Below are 18,945 nucleotides of genomic sequence, written 5' to 3'. Positions count from 1 at the left end.
CCCATCCACACCGTCGGTCATATGACCGACATCCACACAGAACAATGGAGTTTCCATGCGATTTGGCAAGAAGACCGCATTCGCGGCACTCGTGGCCGCATCTGCGCTCGTTATGGCTGGCTGCGCAGGCGGCGGCGGCGAGGTCATCGAAGAGGGCGCCGGCACTGACGGCGGCAGCAGCAGCGACGAGATGTACATCGCCCTGGTCTCGAAGGGCTTCCAGCACCAGTTCTGGCAGGCCGTCAAGACGGGTGCCGAGCAGAGGGCTGAAGAGCTCGGCGTCAAGATCACCTTCGAAGGCCCCGCGGCCGAGACGGAGATCGCGCAGCAGCTCGAGATGCTGACCGCAGCTATCGACAAGAACCCGGATGCCATCGCGTATGCGGCCCTTGACCCCGAGGCGTGCGTCGCACCGCTTGAGAAGGCAGCGGCCCAGGACATCCCGGTCGTGTACTTCGACGCGCCGTGCAACGGTGACGTGGGCCTGAGCCTGGCGGCCACCGACAGCAAGGTGGCCGGTGCGCTGGCTGCAGAGCACATGGCAGAGCTGATCGGCGGCGAGGGCGAAGTCGCCATCGTCGGTCACTCGCAGATCAACTCGACCGGTGTCGAGCGTCGTGACGGTTTCGTCGACAAGATCGAGTCGGACTACCCCGACATCGAGATCGTCGACATTCAGTACGGCGATGGAGATCACCTGAAGTCGGCTGACATCGCGAAGGCCATGATCGCCGCGCACCCCGACCTCAAGGGCATCTACGGCACCAACGAGGGCTCGGCCATCGGCGTCGTGAACGCCGCTAACGAGCTCAACCTCGAAAAGGGCAAGATCCAGATCATCGGCTTCGACTCCGGTGCAGCTCAGCTCAACGCCATCAGGGACGGCCTGATGGCCGGCGCCATCACGCAGGACCCGATCGGCATCGGCGCGCAGGTTGTCCAGGCGGCTTACGACGCTGCCAACGGCGAGGCTGTCGAGGAGTTCTACGACACCGGCTCGTACTGGTACGACGCTGACAACATGGACGACGAGAAGATCGCTGCTGTTCTCTACGAGTGATCTGATCTGACGCAAAAGCGGCTCCTCACCTTCGGGTGGGGAGCCGCTTTCGTGTGCGTGCGGTGCAGTGCGGATGCGTCCGCAGTGCGGTTAGGAGTGGAAGACGGTGTGCAGGTCGCCGACGAGTTCGCGACCGCCGAGGCCGTCGATTTCGAACAGCACCGAGATGCCGGCGACGTGCGAGCCGAGGCGCTCGATCAGCTGGCGTCCCGCCGCGAGGGTTCCGCCGGTGGCGAGCACGTCATCGATGAGCAGCACGCGGGAGCCGGCGGGGATGTCGTCGTGCATCTCGATGGTCGCGGTGCCGTATTCGAGGGCGTAGTCGATGGATGCTGCGGGGCGAGGAAGCTTGCCTGCCTTGCGAATCGGTACCAGACCAACGCCGGCGGCGAGAGCGGCGGCGCTGGCGATCAGGAAGCCGCGCGCTTCGATGCCGGCGATGACGTCGAACTGTCCGAGGAAGGGCTCGATGATCGCCTCGGTGGTCGCCCGCAGGGCGTCGGCGTCGGCGAGCAGCGGGGTGATGTCACGGAACAGGATGCCGGGCTGGGGGTAGTCCGGGATGCTGCGGATCAGGGACTCGGCGCGGGTAAGAGCAGGGGATATTTCGGCTGAGGGCACTGATCGATGCTACTTCACCGCGCTGAGGGTATCTTTCGCTTGACATTCGTGGGAGCGCTCCCATAAAGTAACTGAGCAATGCGTGGGAGCGCTCCCACGTAGTCGCATGACCGACCCGCACCATTTCGCACAAAGGAGTGACCATGAACACACGCGCCCGCCGACGGATGCTGGCCACAGCAGCTGTCGCCTCCATCTCAGCCCTCGCCCTTGCCAGTTGCTCGGCCGACACCGGCAACGCCGACGCCGATGCAGGTGCCTCGTCTGACGAACAGGTCACCCTGTCCGTCACGACCTTCGGCACCTTCGGCTACGACGACCTCTACAAGGAATACGAGGACCTGAACCCGAACGTCACCATCGAAGCGACGAACATCGACACCGGCGGCAACGCCCGTACCGACGTCTTCACGAAGATCGGCGCCGGCGGCGGGCTCAGCGACGTTGTCGCGATCGAAGAAGGCTGGCTCGGCGCCATCATGGACGTCTCGGAGCTCTTCGTCGACCTGCGTGACTACGGCATCGAAGACCGCAAGGGCGACTGGCTGGAGTGGAAGTACGACCAGGGAACCGACGCCGAAGGCCGCGTGATCGGCTACGGCACTGACATCGGTCCGAGCGGTATCTGCTACAACGGCCCTGCCTTCGAGGCTGCGGGTCTGCCCAGCGACCGTGAGTCGGTCGCAGAGCTGCTCACGGGCGACTGGGACAACTACTTCGCCGTCGGCGCCGAGTACACGGCCAAGACGGGTAAAGCCTGGTACGACCACTCTGGATTCGTCTGGAACTCCATGGTCAACCAGCTCGACGAGGGCTACTACACCGCAGATGGTGAGCTCAACGTCGAGGGCAATGCCGAGCTCAAGAAGCGATTCGAGACGCTCGGTGCAGCAACCGAGGGCGGCCAGTCCGCTGCCGAGGCCGCCTGGGACTGGAACGGTGGCAAGTCGTTCGTCGACAGCACCTTCGCCACCCTGGTCTGCCCCGGATGGATGCTCGGAAACGTCGCCGGCAAGCTGGAATCAGGCGGCGGTGACGCATCGACAGGGTGGGACTTCGCCGATGTGTTCCCCGGAGGAGCGACCAACTGGGGTGGCGCGTTCCTCACCGTTCCCGAGACCTCTGAGCACAAGGAAGCCGCTGCGGCACTTGCCGACTGGCTGACCCAGCCTGAGCAGCAGGTCAAGCAGTCCGCTGCTGCTGGCAACTTCCCGTCGACGGTCGCCGCACAGGAGGAGCTGGCTGCTGCCGCGACTCCGAACGAGCTCTTCAACGGCGCACCGACCGGTGCGATCCTTGCGGAGCGTGCCAAGGGCGTCGTTGCGCAGTTCAAGGGCGCGGATGACTCCGTCATTCAGGAGAACGTCTTCGGTCCGCCTCTGAGTGCTCTTGACCGTGGGGAGTTGGGCACTCAAGAGGCATGGGACAAGGCCATCGCGCTCCTGAACGAGCTCGTCGGCTGACCATCCCATCACGCTCAGGTCGCACTTTCTGTCGCTTCGGCGCTGCCTTAGCGACAGAAAGCGCGACCTGAACCGTGCAATCCCTCAGAGGTAGGAACACATGACTCTCACCGCCCAGCGCCGGGACACGGCATCCGCTGCGCCGAAGAAGCCAATCGACAAGGCCAAGCCCTCCTGGCGTCATCGCGCATCTCGGTTCGACCAGAAGGCCTCGCCCTACTTCTACATCTCGCCGTTCTTCCTGGTGTTCGGCATCGTCGGGCTCTTCCCCCTCATCTACACCGTTTACGTCGCCGTGCACGACTGGGATCTGCTCAAGGGCGAGGGAGACTTCGTCGGATTCGCCAACTTCGTCGAGATCCTCGGCGACGGCATGTTCTGGAACTCGATCTCCAACACCCTGAGCATCTTCCTGCTCTCCGCGATTCCGCAGCTCGCGGTCGCGCTCATCGTCGCCTATCTCCTGGATCGCGGACTCCGCGCGCCCACGTTCTGGCGCATGAGCATCCTCATCCCCTTCGTCGTCACTCCGGTGGCTGTGGCGATCATCTTCTCCAGCATCTTCAGTGAGGCTGACGGCCTGGCCAACAACCTCCTCAACCTGCTCGGCATCGTCGACCAGGAGTGGAAGCACAACACCTTCCTCTCGCATATCGCGATTGCCACGATGGTCAACTTCCGCTGGACCGGATACAACGCGCTGATTCTGCTCGCTGCGATGCAGGCCGTGCCACGTGACCTCTACGAATCCGCTGCCATCGACGGTGCGGGCCCGATCCGCCGCTTCATCTCCATCACGATCCCGACGATCCGTCCGACGCTCATCTTCGTGATCATCACAGCGACCATTGGCGGTCTGCAGATCTTCGCCGAGCCGCGCCTGTTCGACGTCTCCACCGCCGGCGGTATCGGCGGCAGCGAACGGCAGTTCCAGACGACGGTGCTGTTCCTCTGGGAGATGGCGTTCTTCCGGCGGAACCTGGGCGAAGCATCCGCGGTCGCGATCCTGCTGTTCCTGCTGATCGTCGGCATCGGCGTGATCAACTTCCTCATCTCACGGGGCATCTCCACAGGTGACGCACCCCAGAACAGAGCTGCGCGTCGTCGCGCCCGCCGTACCGCGAAGGAGCTGAACCGATGAGCGCCACCCAAGCACTGAGCGTGCCCGAGAAGATCCGTCGCAGGCGAGGTATGACCGGCGGTGCAGCCGGCATCGGCAGCCGTCCCGGATTCCTCACCTACGGACTGCTGGCCGCGTTCATCATCGGCAGCGTATATCCGCTCTGGTGGTCCCTCGTCGTCGCCAGCGGCACCAACGCCACCCGTGGTGAGACCCTGCCGATGATCCCCGGCGGAAACTTCTTCGCCAACGCCGCCAAGGTGCTCGATGCCATCCCGTTCTGGCTGGCACTGGGCAACTCGGTCATCATCTCCAGCGTCATCACACTCTCGGTCGTGACGTTCTCCACGCTCGCCGGCTACGCCTTCGCGAAGCTGCGATTCAAGGGCCGTGACGGCCTGATGATCTTCGTCATCGTGACCATGGCGATCCCGACACAGCTCGGAATCATCCCGCTGTTCATGGTGATGCGCGAGCTCGGCTGGACAGGCTCGATCGGCGCCGTCATCGTGCCGACACTGGTCACAGCATTCGGCGTCTTCTTCATGCGGCAGTACCTCGTCGACGTCATCCCGGACGAGCTCATCGAGGCCGCACGCATGGACGGGGCGAACCAGTTCCGCACCTTCCTCACCGTCGGCCTTCCCGCTGCGCGGCCCGCCATGGCGATCCTCGGGCTGTTCACCTTCATGACCGCCTGGACCGATTACCTCTGGCCGCTCATCGTTCTCCCACCCCAGAACCCGACGCTGCAGACGGCGCTCAGCCAGCTGCAGTCCGGCTATTACGTCGACTACTCGATCGTGCTCACCGGTGCGGTGCTCGCGACCCTGCCCCTGCTCATCCTCTTCGTGGTGGCAGGCAAGCAGCTGGTCAGTGGCATCATGGCGGGCGCGGTGAAAGGATGATATCTATGACCCCCAGGCCGTTCCCGGACACCTTCCTCTTCGGCGCAGCCACTGCCGCCTATCAGATCGAGGGCGCCGCTCACGAGGATGGTCGTACGGACTCGATCTGGGACGCATTCTGCCGCGTGCCCGGTGCCGTGATCGGCGCGGAGAACGGTGACGTGGCATGCGACCACTATCACCGGTACCCGGAAGATGTCGCGCTCATGACCGAGCTCGGACTGCAGACCTACCGCTTCTCGACGTCGTGGTCACGGGTGCGCCCCGACGGCGGGGCCGTCAATGAGAAGGGCGTCGACTTCTACAAGCGTCTGGTCGATGAGCTGCTCGGTGCGGACATCCTGCCGTGGCTGACGCTGTACCACTGGGACATGCCGCAGGCGCTGCAGGAGACCGGCGGCTGGACGAACCGCGACACGACCTCCCGCTTCCTCGAATACGCCGCCACCATGCACGACGCGCTCGGCGACCGGGTGAACGTGTGGACGACCCTGAACGAACCGTGGTGCTCGTCGTTCCTCTCCTACACCGGCGGCGAGCATGCCCCCGGGCACACGAGCGTCGCCGAAGGGCTGCTCGCCTCGCACCACCTGCTGCTGGCGCATGGCGCGACCGTGCGTGAACTGCGGTCGCGCGACGCGGACCTCAACCTCGGTATCACGCTGAACCACACCGTCGCTGACCCGGTGAACCCGCATGACCTGGCCGATGTCGACGCCGCCCGCCGCATCGACGGCCAGTTCAATCGCTGGTTCCTGGATCCGATCTACCGCGGCGAATACCCATCGGATATCGTCAGGGATATTCGCGCGGTCGATGCGGATGCTGTGGACCAGTTCGAATCCGCGATCCACGACGGCGACATGCAGACGATCTCGCAGAAGATCGACACCCAGGGCGTGAACTACTACCACGGTGACTTCCTCTCCGGCACGGCTCCTGCCGAGAGCCCCGTCGCGGGCGGTCCGCCCACGGAGCGACGGGTGCGCAGCCCGTATCCGTCCAGCGAAGGCATTCATTCCGTCGAGCGAGGACTTCCGCGCACCGCGCAGAACTGGGAAGTGCAGCCGGAGGGCCTCACGCGTCTGCTGCAGCGGGTGTGGACCGACTACGCGGAGCCGGCCGGAACGGTGCTCTACATGACGGAAAACGGCGCCGCCTACGATGACGAGGCTGTTGTGGAAGACGGTGTGACGCGGGTTCACGATGCTGATCGCACCGAGTTCCTGCGGCTGCACCTCGGCGCGGTTCTGGATGCGGCGGATGCCGGCGTCGACGTTCGCGGCTACTTCTACTGGTCGATGTTCGACAACTTCGAGTGGGCCTGGGGCTACGATAAGCGCTTCGGAATCGTGCGCGTCGACTACGACACTCAGCAGCGCGCTCTGAAGGACAGCGGTCGGGAGTACGCTCGCATCATCGCTGCACGTTCTCTCTGAGTGCGCGAAGAAGGGGGAGCCGTGCTTTCACGCGCAACCATCGAAGAGGTGGCTGCGGCCGCCGGAGTGTCCAGGTCGACGGTTTCTCGCGTGGTCAATGGCTCGACCGCGGTCAGTCCGGCCGCGCTCGAAGCCGTGCAGAACGCGATCGCGACGTTGCGCTATGTGCCCAACCGTGCGGCGCGTTCGCTCGCGTCACGACAGACGCACGCGATCGCGTTGATTGTTCCGGAGGACACCACGCGGTTCTTCGGTGAACCCTTCTTCGCATCGATCGTCGCCGGTATCACCGGTGCGCTCGGCGGCTCGGACTACCTGTTGAATCTGCTCGTCGCCAGTGACGATCCCGGGGCGAAGATGACGAGTTTCGTGCGCAACGGGGGAGTGGATGGGGCGCTGATCGTCTCGCATCACACCAGTGACGCGTTCATCGAGCAGATCATGGATGCTGTGCCTGTCGTGTTCGGTGGACGATCAGCGAACCCGCGGCCCGGCGACTATGTCGTCGACGTCGACAACGTGGCCGCCGCTCGCGGGGCAACCCAGCACCTCGTCGACAGTGGGCGCACGCGCATTGCGACGGTCTCCGGGCCCTCGACGATGCTTGCCTCGGTCGATCGTGTGCAGGGTTATCGTGAGGTGCTCTCCGAGTCAGGGCTCACCCCCTTCGCCGAGGTGGAGGGCGACTTCAGCGAGGAGAGTGGTGTCGAGGCCGCGCGGCAAATCCTGGAGATCGGGATGCCGGATGCGATTTTCTTCGCCAGCGATCTGATGGCGCGCGGGGCACTGACGGTGCTGCGCGGTGCGGGGATCCGCGTGCCGGAGGACATCGCCGTTGTGGGCTTCGACGACTCGGCGGTCGCGCTGAGCGCGGTTCCGCAGCTGACGACAGTACGCCAGCCGATGTATCAGATGGGCGAGACAATGACCGCGGTGCTGCTGTCGCGACTGAAGGGCGAGGAGCCGCCGCAGACGACGATCCTGCCGACGGAACTGGTGGTGCGCGCTTCGGCGTAGAGAAACGGTCCGTTTGTTCTGGTCCTCTATCCTGTGCCACGTGGTGAGAGTGAGGACAGTGCGATGACCCGGTATCCGGAGATCGCCGATGACCTGCGCCGCCACCAGACGCGCGGTTGATTCACCCCTGCTCGGCCTCGTGCACGGCTTCACCGCCTGCACGAGGCCGAGCGCTGAAACAGGAGCACCATGAGTAACAGACAGCCCGCAAACCGCCGTCCGGCCGCGGTTCTCTGGGATATGGATGGCACGATCGTCGACACCGAATCGCATTGGATCGCCGCCGCAGACGAGATCCTCCGATTCCATGGCATTCAACCGAGCGCAGAGGATCTGACCCCACTGGTCGGAATGGCACTGACCGACGGCGCTGCGCTCATGCAGCGGCTCGGTGCTGACGCATCTGTGGCGGAGCTGGTCGAGCGGCACTTGGAGTTGGCCATGCGCAACACCGCTCTGGCCGGTCTCACCTGGCGTCCCGGAGCGCTCGAGATGCTCGCGGCGCTTCGCGGTTCCGGCATCCGACTCGCTCTGGTGACCATGTCGTATCGGACCTATGCCGACACGATTATCGCCGCACTGCCGAAGGGCACCTTCGATGTCGTCGTGACCGGTGACGACGTCGAGCAGGGCAAACCGTTCCCGGACGCGTACCTGCGGGCGGTCGAACTGCTCGGGGTCGAGGCGCGAGACTGTGTGGCGATCGAGGATTCACTGATCGGTCTCGCGGCGGCTCGAGCCGCCGGGACGCAGACTCTGGGGGTGCCGCATCACATCGAGATTCCGACGGATGCCGCGGATGCTGTGTGGCCGACCCTCGCGGGCCGCCATCCTGCCGAGTTGCGCGTTCCGCTCGGCTGATTCGCTCAGGAAGCCGCCAGTTCTGCCTTCAGCGTGTTGTGCCACGGGTCGAGGAATGTGAGCGTCTTGCCGTCATCGGCGACCTGAGTGCCGAAGTGCTTCAGGCGCTCGCCGAGGTCACCGAGGGCATCCGTGTTCGGCAGGGCGAGGTCGACCTGACCGAGCCCGAGTGCGGGCATCCGTGGGCCTGCTCCGCGCGAGTTCCATACGTTCATCGCCATGTGATGGTGATATCCGCCGGCGCTGACGAACAGCGCCTGATCGCCGAGCGAGGCGGTCGCGTCGAAGCCGAGCTGGTCGACGTAGAAGCTGCGCGCGGTTGCCGCGTCGCCGACGGAGAGGTGCACGTGGCCGATCTGGGCAGGGGCCGTGTCGGTGGGGGCCTCGCCGAGGTGCTCGCGCAGAAAGGTGTTGGGGTCGAGGTAGAGGGTGGCCATCTCGACCTGGCCGTGCGTCCAAGACCACTCCGAGCGGTCACGATCCCAGTACAGCTCGATGCCGTTGCCTTCGGGATCGGTGAGGTAGAACGCCTGGCTGACGAGGTGATCCGCGCTGCCGGTGAACGTCTGGGGCGCATGCTGCGCGACCGACAGCAGTGCCGAGGCGAGAGCTGCCTGCGTTTCGAACAGGATGGCGGTGTGGAACAGACCGGCCGATCCGGCGGCCTGGTGCTTGAGTGTCGGCTCGTGCTGCAGGATGACGATCGGTGTTCCGGAGCGTCCAAGCACCACACTGTCGCGTTCGGTGCTCAGCACCTGAAGGGTGACGATGTCGCGGTAGAACGCTGTCATAGCATCGAGGTCGCCGACGAACAGAGTGACGGCACCCATACTTGTTGCCGCGGCAAGTTTTTCGTTCATGCAGGGGATAACCCCGGGCCCGTGCGAGATATTCCCGACCGGATCACGCCTACACTCGGGGGTGAATCGCCAGCTGACGAATCGGAGCGCCATGGGAAGCATCGACCTGAACTCCGACCTGGGCGAGAACGTCGCAGACCGCATCGTCAGCGATGACGCAAGCATGCTGCGCATCGTCACCAGTGCCAATATCTCCTGCGGATTCCACGCCGGGAGCCCGGAAGGCATCCGCGAAACGCTCACCAGAGCCGCACGGGGCGGCGTCACCATCGGCGCGCATCCGAGCTACCGCGACTACGCGAACTTCGGGCGCATCCCGGTTGATATCGACTCAGCGACGCTGCAGGCACACGTCGAATATCAGCTTGGCGCGCTGATGGGGCTCGCGTCCGCGGCTGGTGCGATGGTCTCGTACGTCAAGCCGCACGGTGCGCTGTACAACGCGATCGCGCACGATGAGCGTCAGGCGAAGGATGTCGTCGCTGCCGTCCGTGCGATCGACCCGAGCCTGGTACTGCTGGGACTGGCCGGCGGCATCGCACTGGACGTCGCCCGACAGACGGGGCTCGCCGTGGCCGCCGAGGCGTTCGCCGATCGTGCCTATACGCCCACCGGTCAGTTGCTCGCGCGCACCCAACCGGATGCTGTTCTGCACGATCCGCGCGAGGTGGCCGATCGCATGGTGCGACTTGTGACCGAAGGGGTGATCCGCGCGGTCGATGGCTCGGACATCCGGGTGGATGCGCAATCGATCTGCGTGCATGGTGACAGTCCCGGTTCTGTGGCCATGGCGGCGGAGACTAAGCGCTCGCTGCAGGGGGCGGGCGTGACGATAGCCCCGTTCGTCTGATGCGCATTCTTCAGGCATCCGATCGCGCACTTCTCGTTGAAGCCGCCGATCTTGCTGAGGCGATGCGGATGAACCGCGCCTGGGAGCAGGTGCCGGGAATCATCGAGCGCATTCCCGCAGCACGCACGGTGCTCGTGAGGTTCGATCCCGTGCAGGTCTCGGCCGCATCTTTGGCTGCGGCGTTGGAGGCGACCGGGACGGATGCCGCGCACGAGTCGGCGGAGCACGAAGTCGTCATTCCCGTGCACTACGACGGTGAAGACCTTGCGGAGGTCGCCGCGCTGCTCGGCGTATCGCCTGAGGAACTGGTGACTCGACACCTGGCCGCGCGCTGGGAGGTGGCCTTCTCGGGATTCGCGCCCGGGTTCGGATACCTCGTCGGCGATGATCCGCTGTTCCAGGTGCCGCGCAGGTCGTCGCCACGGACGCGTGTTCCGGCAGGGGCGGTGGCGCTTGCTGACGAGTTCACCGGGGTGTATCCGCGGGAGAGCCCGGGCGGGTGGCAACTGATCGGCCGCACCGACGCCGTCATGTGGGACATCGACCGTGACCCGCCCGCGTTGCTGGCGCCCGGGGCCGCGGTGCGATTCGAGCGCGCCCGGCGGGACTCAGCCGCTGCTGTGGCCGTACCGGGACGGCGGGAGGTCCCAGATCATCCGGCAGTTGATCGGCGCGCGGGCGGCATCGAGGTCGTGCAGACCTCGCTGCAACTGCTGGTTCAGGATGCGGGCAGACCGGGCCATGCGGCGCTCGGTGTCTCAGCATCCGGAGCCGCCGACCGCAGAGCGCTGCGCGACGCGAATCGAGCGGTCGGAAATGAGCCCGGTTCCGCCGTAGTGGAGAGTGTCGGCGGCGTGGTGCTGCGCTTCCGTGGTGCTGGGGTCGCCGTGGTCACCGGCGCCATCGGAGCGCTTTCGCTTGTAGATGCCGCCGGCCCCCGCACTGCCGTGCACGGTGTGCCCTTCGCGACGGCCGACGGCGATGAACTCACACTGGGGCATCCGACCAACGGCCTGCGCTACACGATTGGTGTTCGTGGCGGTGTGGATGTGGCATCCGCTCTGGGTAGTCGGGCCAGTGACACGCTCGCCGGTCTCGGTCCTGCGGCACTGCTGAGCGGAGATTCGATCCCGATCGGTTCGACCAGGCGCGGGGTGGTGGAGCCCATTGCCGCTGAGCGGATGCTGCCAGCACCCGGAGATCTCGTCGAGCTGCAGATCACGCTCGGCCCCCGCGACGACTGGTTCACCGCGAAGGCACGCGCGACGTTGACCGAGCAGGAGTGGCTGGTCACGTCCCGCTCCGATCGCGTCGGCATGCGGCTGCAGGGCGACGTGCCGCTGGAGCGCAGCATCCTGAGCGAACTTCCCAGTGAGGGCGCGGTGACGGGAGCGATCCAGGTGCCACCGGATGGGCAGCCGGTGCTGTTCCTGCCGGATCACCCGCTCACCGGCGGCTACCCGATCATCGGCGCCGTGACCGATCGGTGCTTGGACCTCGCCGGGCAACTGCCGCCGGGCGTGCGCATCCGATTCCGCGTGTGAGGGTGTTACGCACAGCGGAGCCTGTTGCATCTGTCGGAGGTTTCTCTAGAATTCCTCCGACGGATGCAACAGGCTCCGACAAGTGCAACAGGCGAGAGGCTACTCCGGGTCGCCGCCCAGCGGGCCGACGGCGGGAATGGGGCCGCCGTCATCGGCACCGGTCTTGCGAGCGCGAGCGATCGCGTTGCCCAGGTGGTAAATGAGGAGGGCGGCGACGGTGCCCAACACGATGGCGCCGAGCTCGAAGCCGTCCCAGTTCATGGCGTACCCGCCGATGGCGAGCACGAACGACACGGCCACCGTGTACTGGTTGACCGGCCGGGAGAAATCGACGCGGTTGTCGACCCAGATCTTGATGCCGATGACGCCGATGAGGCCGTACAGCGCCGTCGTGACGCCACCGAGGACCCCTTCGGGGATCGTGTTGAAGATGAATCCGACCTTGGGTGAGAAGGCGAGCAGGATGGCCGCTGCGCCGGCGACCCAGTAGGCCGCGGTCGAGTACACGCGAGTCGCCGCCATCACGCCGATGTTCTCGCCGTAGGTGGTCGTGGCCGAACCGCCGAATCCACCCGCAAGCGCCGTGGCGACACCGTCGGCGAGGAGTGCGCGACCGGTGTGCTTGTTGATTGACGGGTCGTTGGTCATGGTCGCGACGCCGCGGACGTGACCGACGTTCTCGGCGATGAGCACGAGGATAACGGGCAGGAACATCGGCACGTAGGCCCATGCCATCGGGTCGGTGATCGCGGCGAGGTGGAAGTCGGGCAGGCCGATCCACGCAGCATCCTCAATGCCCTCGAACCGCACCTGATCGGTGAAGATCGCCACGATGTAGCCGACGATGACGCCGAGGAAGATCGAGATGCGTCCGAGGAATCCCCGGAACAGCACGCTGAACAGGATCACAGCGATGAGGGTGATGGAGGCGAGCTCGGGCTGAGCGTTGAAGTTGTTCCAGGCTGCGGGGGCGAGGTTGAAGCCGATGAGGGCAACGATCGAGCCTGCCACCACCGGAGGCATGAGCTTGTCGATCCAGCCGATGCCGACGGCCTGAACGATGAAACCGATCGCCGCGAGCGCGACACCGACGACGAGGACGCCGACGAGCGCCTGGGTGATCTGCTGCGCCGTCTCGAGCGACTGGCCGGCGTTGATCGCCGTGATCGGCGCGAGGAACGCGAAGGACGAGCCGAGGTAGCTGGGCAGGCGGTTGCGCGTGATCAGCAGGAACAGCAGGGTGCCGATACCCGAGAAGAGCAGCGTGGTCGACACGGGGAAGCCGGTGATGATCGGCACCAGGAACGTCGCGCCGAACATCGCGACGATGTGCTGTGCGCCGATTGCGAAGGTGGCCGGCCAGTTCAGTCGTTCTTCGGGTTTGACGACAGAACCGGGTGCGACGGTGTGACCGTCACCGTGAATTTTCCACACGGGCATGCGGGAGCTCCTCATTTCGGGATGGCGGAAGTGCTGGAGTAACACTACCGATTCCTGAGGGTTAGCTGGATGCTTGGCGCGGTCCTGCACTGGGCGCGGCAATGTCGGATGCCGAGGGTAGAACTGTGGCCGTAATGGTAGAAGGGTGCGAAAATGGGTGCCATGAGCCTGAACATCAAGAATGAAGAAGTGCACGCTCTCGTGCGCCGGCTCGCGGAACTCACCGGCCAGAGCCAGACGAGCGCGGTGGAGGATGCTGTGCGCCGAAGACTCGAAGAGGTGGACGGAGCGAAAGAGAAGCAACGCGCGGAGAAACTTGCGTGCATCGCCCGGATCGTGGAGGAGGCCAGCAGAGTTCGGTACACGTGGGCTGATTACGAAGCGATCATCGATGAGATGTATGACGAGAATGGAATGCCGCGATGATCGTCGACTCCTCGGCTTTCGTCGCCGTTCTGCTCGATGAGCCCGAAGGCAAAGCGTATGGCGCGCTTCTCGCGAGCGAACCCGTGAAGCTTTCGGCGGCGACTTTGACTGAATGCAGCATCGTGCTCGAAGGGAAGCGTGAGCGAGGACTCACCGAGCGCTTCGAAGAGCTGTTGCGCGTGACAGACGCCGAAGTCGTTCCCGTCAATGAGGCGATCGCCCGAACGGCGTTCGCCGCGCATCGTCGATACGGGCGCGGCTCCGGAAGCCCGGCGAAGCTCAACTTCGGTGACTGCTTCAGCTACGCTCTCGCGATCGCGCGCGACGAGCCGCTCCTGTTCAAGGGTGACGACTTCATCCACACCGACGTGCGAGTGGCTGCGCGCTGATTACGCGGTCAACCGGGTGATGAGCTCGCGGTAGCGGTCGGCGGTGCGCACGACGATCTCCTCGGGCAGCACGGGCGGCTCGCCCTGCTTGTCCCAGTTCGCGGCCAGCCAGTCGCGGACGATCTGCTTGTCGAAGCTTGCCATCCGCTCGGTGGGAGTCGTGCCGGCCTGCCAGGCCGCGGCATCCCAGTAGCGGGAGGAGTCGCTGGTGAGAACCTCGTCGCCCAGGCGCAGGGTGCCTTCGGCATCCGTTCCGAACTCGAACTTTGTGTCGGCGAGGATCAGACCGTGTTCTTCGGCGATTGCGGCAGCGCGTGTGTAGATCGCGATGGATGCGTCCCGCAACTCAGCCGCACGCTCTGCTCCGACGAGCTCGACGACCTTCTCGAAGGTGATGTTCTCGTCGTGTTCGCCCATCGGCGCCTTATAAGCGGGGGTGAACAGCGGCTCGGGCAGGCGGTCGCCGTTCTGGAGACCGGCGGGCAGCGGGATGCCGCAGACAGTGCCGTTCTCGACGTACTCGGCCCACCCCGTTCCCGTGATGTATCCGCGCACGACGCACTCGATCGGCAGCATTTCCAGCGACTGCGCGAGCATGGCGCGGTCGGCGACAGCATCCGGGACTTCACCCTCGGCGAGGTGATTAGGGAAGTCGAGCTGCGCGAACCACCAGCGACTCAGCTCGGTCAGCAGCGCGCCCTTGTCCGGGATGCCGGGGGACAGAACGAAGTCGAATGCGCTCACCCGGTCGCTGGCGACGACGAGGATGCGGGTGTCTGCCGGATCCTCGGAGGCGTAGAGGTCGCGGACCTTGCCCGAGTAGAGGTGACGCCAGTTGGGGATTCTCGTCGCTTCGCTCACGTGTTCATTATCCCGGGTGGGACGGATGCCGGGAACCAGTGTCCCCGGTCGGGTGTAGCGTGGCGGCGTGACCGAGCAGCGCCCATCATCGACAGCGTCCACGCCCGCGCCCGAGCGCAGCCCGTGGCCGGCGCTGTGGGCGCTCGTCATCGGCTTCTTCATGATTCTGGTCGACACGACGATCGTCTCGGTCGCGAACCCCGCCATCAAGGCAGCGCTGGATCCCACCTCGAACAACCTTGACCGGGTGGTGTGGGTCACCAGCGCCTATCTGCTCGCCTATGCCGTTCCCCTGCTCATTACCGGCCGCCTCGGCGACCGGTTCGGTCCGAAGAACATCTATCTCGCAGGACTCGCGATCTTCACGCTGGCATCCCTGTGGTGCGGTCTGTCGACGACCCTCGATGGGTTGATCTGGGCGCGCGCCGCGCAGGGCATCGGCGCGGCATTGCTGACGCCGCAGACGATGGCGGTGATCACCCGCACGTTCCCGCCCGAGCGGCGCGGAGCGGCGATGGGGCTGTGGGGCGGAGCATCCGGCGTCGCTATGCTCGTCGGTCCGCTGGCCGGCGGATTCCTCGTCGACGGGCTGGGCTGGGAATGGATCTTCTTCATCAATCTGCCCGTCGGTGTCGTCGGGTTCGTGCTCGCATGGATGCTGGTGCCGAAACTGGAGACGCACAAGCACCGTTTCGACATTCCGGGTGTCTTCCTCAGCGCCGTGGCGATGTTCCTCATCGTCTTCGGCCTGCAGGAGGCGGAGGCTTACGACTGGGGAGTGATCTGGGGCCCGATCTCTGTGTGGGGTCTGATCATCGCGGGTGTCATCGTGCTGGGACTGTTCCTCTGGTATCAGTCGCGCACCAAGAATGAGCCGCTCGTACCGATGGACCTGTTCCGAAACCGCAACTTCGCCTGGTCAAATATCACGATCGTCACGGTGGGCTTCACCGTGACAGCGCAGGGGCTGCCACTGATGTTCTTCCTGCAGACGGCGCGTGGACTCACACCGACCGAGTCAGCGCTGCTGCTGATTCCCATGGCGATCGCAGCCGGGGTCGTATCGCCGTTCGCGGGCCAGCTGCTGGACCGCATCGACCCGCGTCTCATGCTGGTTCCCGGGCTGCTGCTCGTATCGGTGTCGCTGTTCTTGTTCGCCGCGATGATGAACACCGAGATTCCGATCGGCTGGCTGCTCATTCCCTCGGCGCTGCTCGGCTTCGGCAACGCGGGAATGTGGGGGCCGCTCGCCACCACAGCAACGCGCGATCTGCCGATGCACCAGGCGGGTGCCGGAGCGGGCATCTACAACACCGCGCGCACGATCGGTTCGGTCCTCGGCTCCGCCGCCATCGCCGCGTTCATGCAGAATCGGCTGGTCGCGAATCTGCCGGGCTCAGAGGATGGATCGGGCAGCTTCGGTGGTGGCAAGCTGCCGGATGCCGTCGCCGCACACTTCGCAGATGCCATGGCGCAGACGATGCTGCTTCCGGCGGCCTTCATTCTGCTCGGCGTTGCCGCAGTGCTGTTCCTGCGGCGTCCGAAGCATCTGGCGCCGCGACGTAAGCGCGGCCAGGAGATGAAACGCACTCATTCTCCACGGAAATCGGCGTAGGCGAAGGCATCCATTGGCCACAGATCGACGAGGATATCTCGATAGCGGCGCTTCTTCGCGGCCGCTGAGCGGTGTCCGTTGAATTCTGCTTGCGCGAATGAAAGTGACACGCGCTGCAGAAAGAAATGCAGCGCGTGCCACGAACGACAGAGCGAGTAAGGGAACGACACCGCGAGCCGCAGTCGACTCAGCGGTTCAGCGGGTCGAGAAGGTTCTCACTTCGTAGAGAACGCCGAGTCGAACGCGGCATCCGACGGCCGGTACTTCGACAGCTTCCGCACGAACTCCAGTGCCTCTGGAGCTCCGACGAGCCGGTCCATGCCTGCATCCTCCCACTCCACCGACAGCGGCCCGGTGTATCCGATGGCATTCAGCATCCGGAAGGCGTCCTCCCACGGCACGTCACCGTGACCGGTGGAGATGAAGTCCCATCCGCGGCGCGGGTCAGCCCAGGGAAGGTGCGAGGAAAGGCGGCCGTTGCGGCCGTTGCCCAGGCGCTTCTTGGTGTCCTTGCAGTGCACATGGTAGATGCGGTCCTGGAAATCCCAGAGGAAGGCAACCGGGTCGATGTCCTGCCACACCATGTGCGAGGGGTCCCAGTTCAGTCCGAACGCCTCGCGATGCCCGATTGCCTCGAGGGTGCGCTTGGTCGTCCAGTAGTCGTAGGCGATCTCAGACGGGTGCACCTCGTGCGCGAAGCGGACACCGACCTCATCGAACACATCGAGGATCGGGTTCCACCGGTCGGCGAAGTCTTGGTAGCCGGCCTCGATCATCTCGTCGGTTGCCGGCGGGAACATTGCGACGTACTTCCAGATCGATGAGCCGGTGAATCCGGTCACCGTCTTCACGCCGAGCTTGGCTGCCAGCCGGGCCGTGTTCTTCAGCTCTTCCGCTGCGCGCTGACGCACGCCTTCCGGGTCGCCGTCTCCCCAGACCTCATCGGAGACGATGTTGCGGTGACGCTCGTCGATCGGGTCGTCGCACACCACCTGTCCCTTCAGGTGGTTGGAGATCGTCCAGACCTTGAGGCCGTTACGCTCGAGAATCGCGAGCCGATCCTTGATGTACTCGTCATCGTCCCAGCGCGAGGGGTCGAGGTGGTCGCCCCAGCACGCGATCTCGAGACCGTCGTAGCCCCATTCGCCCGCGAGGCGACAAACCTCTTCGAACGGCAGGTCGGCCCACTGGCCGGTGAACAAAGTGACTGGTCGTGACATCGTCGTCCTCTTTCTCTTGTCTGTTTGTCGTTTAGACGTCGGTCCAGGCGGATCCGCTTGCCGCGCTGCGCGCAACCGCATCCAGAACCCGCTGCACGAGCAGGCCCTCGGCGAATCCCGGGTGCGGGTCGGTGCCGGATGCAACCGCCTCGACCAGGTCTTTTACCTGATGGGAGAAACCGTGTTCGTAGCCGAGCATATGGCCGCTCGGCCACCAGCCCGAGAGGTAGGGATGCTCGGGTTCGGTGACGAGCACGCGGGTGAAGCCCTGCGTCGCGGTATCGGCGGTCGCGTCGTAGAACTCGAGCACGTTCATGTCTTCCAGGTTCCAGTGCAGCGCACCGGCATCGCCGGATATCTCGATGTCGAGGGCGTTCTTGCGTCCGGTTGCGAATCGCGTGGCCTCGAAGGATGCCAGAGCACCAGAGTCGAGACGCCCGGTGAAGATGGCGACGTCATCGACGGTGACCCGGCCGCGACCAGCACCTGCGGTGCCGCCGAGGCCGACGCTCTCGCCCATTAACGGGCGTTCCTTGACGAGTGTCTCGAGCACTCCGGACACACTGGTGACGTCCTGGCCGGTAACGAACTGCGCCATATCGATCGCGTGCGCACCGATGTCCCCGAGGGCGCCGGAGCCGGCGCGATCCTTGTCGAGGCGCCAGGTCATCGGGGATTCGGCATTGGCAAGCCAATCCTGTCGATAGCTCGCCCGCACCTGGCGGATGCTGCCGATCCGACCCGCGGCGATCATGTCGCGCATGAGGGTCACTGCCGGCACTCGCCGATAGGTGAATCCCACCATCGCGCGCACGCCGCGCTCAGCGGCTTCGGCAGCGGCCTGGGCCATCGCCTCCGCCTCAGCTACGGAGTTGGCCAGTGGCTTCTCGCACAGCACGTGCTTTCCGGCGGCGAGTGCGGCGATGGCGATCTCGGCGTGTGATTCGCCGGGGGTGACGATGTCGACGAGGTCGATGTCGTCGCGTTCGATGACAGCGCGCCAATCAGTAGAGGTCTCGGCCCAGCCCCATTTGCGGGCAGCGGAGGCGGTCTTGTCCGCGTCGCGGCCGACCAGCACGCTCATCTGCGGTGCGAGAGGCAGATCGAACGCGGCCGGTGCCTGGCGCCAGCCGACGGAGTGCGCCGCTCCCATGAATCCGTGGCCGATCATGGCCACTCGCAGCTCAGTTGTCATCTTTACTCCAAGAAATAGCGTGGGGCGAGCACAGAAGTGCCCGCCCCACAGAGGTG

At 65.1% G+C, this 18,945-nt stretch carries 19 protein-coding genes; 13 read left to right on the top strand and 6 right to left on the bottom strand.

The genetic code is table 11. The annotated features are described in order from the left end of the window. The first annotated feature begins 55 nt into the window (after positions 1 to 55). Entirely contained in the window at positions 56 to 1,060 is a 1,005-nt protein-coding gene (locus tag ACW5CM_RS07150) for an ABC transporter substrate-binding protein (protein ID WP_438252838.1), read from the top strand. A 90-nt stretch (positions 1,061 to 1,150) separates the two neighbouring features. On the opposite strand, the gene ACW5CM_RS07145 is transcribed toward ACW5CM_RS07150, so the two are convergent. Beyond that, the gene (locus tag ACW5CM_RS07145; protein WP_438252839.1) at positions 1,151 to 1,681 is read right to left on the bottom strand and encodes an adenine phosphoribosyltransferase; all 531 of its coding nucleotides are present in this window, start codon (positions 1,679 to 1,681) and stop codon (positions 1,151 to 1,153) included. A gap of 143 nt (positions 1,682 to 1,824) precedes the next feature. On the opposite strand from ACW5CM_RS07145, the gene ACW5CM_RS07140 reads away from it, so the two are divergent. From ACW5CM_RS07140 to ACW5CM_RS07115, 6 genes are all read left to right on the top strand, one after another. Then, complete coding sequence (locus ACW5CM_RS07140; protein WP_457124616.1) at positions 1,825 to 3,144, top strand: ABC transporter substrate-binding protein; 1,320 nt, start codon at positions 1,825 to 1,827, stop codon at positions 3,142 to 3,144. A gap of 100 nt (positions 3,145 to 3,244) precedes the next feature. After that, positions 3,245 to 4,285 carry a carbohydrate ABC transporter permease gene (locus ACW5CM_RS07135; protein ID WP_439255610.1) on the top strand — a complete coding sequence of 347 codons (1,041 nt, stop codon included), beginning with the start codon at positions 3,245 to 3,247 and terminating at the stop codon, positions 4,283 to 4,285. After that, on the top strand, positions 4,282 to 5,172 hold the full coding sequence (locus tag ACW5CM_RS07130; protein WP_438252842.1) for a carbohydrate ABC transporter permease: 891 nt from the start codon (positions 4,282 to 4,284) through the stop codon (positions 5,170 to 5,172). Before ACW5CM_RS07135 ends, ACW5CM_RS07130 begins: the two co-directional genes overlap by 4 nt. Further along, positions 5,169 to 6,611 (top strand): GH1 family beta-glucosidase, encoded by a 1,443-nt coding sequence (locus tag ACW5CM_RS07125; protein ID WP_457124615.1) that lies wholly within the window; start codon positions 5,169 to 5,171, stop codon positions 6,609 to 6,611. The genes ACW5CM_RS07130 and ACW5CM_RS07125 overlap by 4 nt, the downstream gene beginning before the upstream one ends. 21 nt (positions 6,612 to 6,632) lie before the next feature. Continuing rightward, positions 6,633 to 7,628: a LacI family DNA-binding transcriptional regulator gene (locus ACW5CM_RS07120; protein WP_438252844.1), complete on the top strand. Its 996-nt coding sequence runs from the start codon at positions 6,633 to 6,635 to the stop codon at positions 7,626 to 7,628. 189 nt (positions 7,629 to 7,817) lie between these two features. Then, positions 7,818 to 8,489 (top strand): HAD family hydrolase, encoded by a 672-nt coding sequence (locus tag ACW5CM_RS07115; RefSeq protein ID WP_438252845.1) that lies wholly within the window; start codon positions 7,818 to 7,820, stop codon positions 8,487 to 8,489. Positions 8,490 to 8,494: 5 nt separating this feature from the next. On the opposite strand, the gene ACW5CM_RS07110 is transcribed toward ACW5CM_RS07115, so the two are convergent. After that, the gene (locus tag ACW5CM_RS07110; RefSeq protein ID WP_438252846.1) at positions 8,495 to 9,349 is read right to left on the bottom strand and encodes a VOC family protein; all 855 of its coding nucleotides are present in this window, start codon (positions 9,347 to 9,349) and stop codon (positions 8,495 to 8,497) included. Between the two features lie 91 nt (positions 9,350 to 9,440). Here ACW5CM_RS07110 and ACW5CM_RS07105 point away from each other — a divergent pair, with 91 nt between their 5' ends. Together ACW5CM_RS07105 and ACW5CM_RS07100 are read left to right on the top strand one after the other, a co-directional pair. Further along, on the top strand, positions 9,441 to 10,199 hold the full coding sequence (locus ACW5CM_RS07105; RefSeq protein ID WP_457124614.1) for a LamB/YcsF family protein: 759 nt from the start codon (positions 9,441 to 9,443) through the stop codon (positions 10,197 to 10,199). After that, entirely contained in the window at positions 10,199 to 11,743 is a 1,545-nt protein-coding gene (locus ACW5CM_RS07100) for a 5-oxoprolinase subunit B/C family protein (protein WP_457124613.1), read from the top strand. Before ACW5CM_RS07105 ends, ACW5CM_RS07100 begins: the two co-directional genes overlap by 1 nt. A gap of 99 nt (positions 11,744 to 11,842) precedes the next feature. On the opposite strand, the gene ACW5CM_RS07095 is transcribed toward ACW5CM_RS07100, so the two are convergent. Beyond that, positions 11,843 to 13,183, bottom strand: coding sequence for a uracil-xanthine permease family protein (locus ACW5CM_RS07095; RefSeq protein WP_457124612.1), 1,341 nt, complete (start codon positions 13,181 to 13,183; stop codon positions 11,843 to 11,845). Between the two features lie 162 nt (positions 13,184 to 13,345). On the opposite strand from ACW5CM_RS07095, the gene ACW5CM_RS07090 reads away from it, so the two are divergent. Next, a complete protein-coding gene (locus tag ACW5CM_RS07090) occupies positions 13,346 to 13,609 on the top strand; it encodes a type II toxin-antitoxin system VapB family antitoxin (RefSeq protein ID WP_457124611.1) in 264 nt (87 codons plus the stop codon). After that, positions 13,606 to 13,998: a type II toxin-antitoxin system VapC family toxin gene (locus tag ACW5CM_RS07085; protein ID WP_457124610.1), complete on the top strand. Its 393-nt coding sequence runs from the start codon at positions 13,606 to 13,608 to the stop codon at positions 13,996 to 13,998. Before ACW5CM_RS07090 ends, ACW5CM_RS07085 begins: the two co-directional genes overlap by 4 nt. On the opposite strand, the gene ACW5CM_RS07080 is transcribed toward ACW5CM_RS07085, so the two are convergent. Next, complete coding sequence (locus tag ACW5CM_RS07080) at positions 13,999 to 14,859, bottom strand: phosphoribosylaminoimidazolesuccinocarboxamide synthase (RefSeq protein ID WP_457124609.1); 861 nt, start codon at positions 14,857 to 14,859, stop codon at positions 13,999 to 14,001. Positions 14,860 to 14,926: 67 nt separating this feature from the next. On the opposite strand from ACW5CM_RS07080, the gene ACW5CM_RS07075 reads away from it, so the two are divergent. Together ACW5CM_RS07075 and ACW5CM_RS07070 are read left to right on the top strand one after the other, a co-directional pair. Continuing rightward, positions 14,927 to 16,474 carry an MFS transporter gene (locus tag ACW5CM_RS07075; protein ID WP_457124608.1) on the top strand — a complete coding sequence of 516 codons (1,548 nt, stop codon included), beginning with the start codon at positions 14,927 to 14,929 and terminating at the stop codon, positions 16,472 to 16,474. Then, the gene (locus ACW5CM_RS07070) at positions 16,465 to 16,542 is read left to right on the top strand and encodes a DUF2442 domain-containing protein (RefSeq protein WP_457124637.1); all 78 of its coding nucleotides are present in this window, start codon (positions 16,465 to 16,467) and stop codon (positions 16,540 to 16,542) included. The genes ACW5CM_RS07075 and ACW5CM_RS07070 overlap by 10 nt, the downstream gene beginning before the upstream one ends. Positions 16,543 to 16,689: 147 nt before the next feature. Here ACW5CM_RS07070 and ACW5CM_RS07065 read toward each other — a convergent pair whose 3' ends face one another. Together ACW5CM_RS07065 and ACW5CM_RS07060 are read right to left on the bottom strand one after the other, a co-directional pair. After that, on the bottom strand, positions 16,690 to 17,694 hold the full coding sequence (locus ACW5CM_RS07065; RefSeq protein ID WP_457124607.1) for a sugar phosphate isomerase/epimerase family protein: 1,005 nt from the start codon (positions 17,692 to 17,694) through the stop codon (positions 16,690 to 16,692). Positions 17,695 to 17,725: 31 nt separating this feature from the next. Then, entirely contained in the window at positions 17,726 to 18,865 is a 1,140-nt protein-coding gene (locus ACW5CM_RS07060) for a Gfo/Idh/MocA family protein (protein WP_457124636.1), read from the bottom strand. Positions 18,866 to 18,945: the final 80 nt, after the last annotated feature.

The sequence above is a fragment of the Microbacterium wangyouchuni genome (assembly GCF_054072595.1).
Note: the sequence above shows the minus strand (reverse complement) of the source record. Positions and strands in the feature narration are given on the sequence as shown.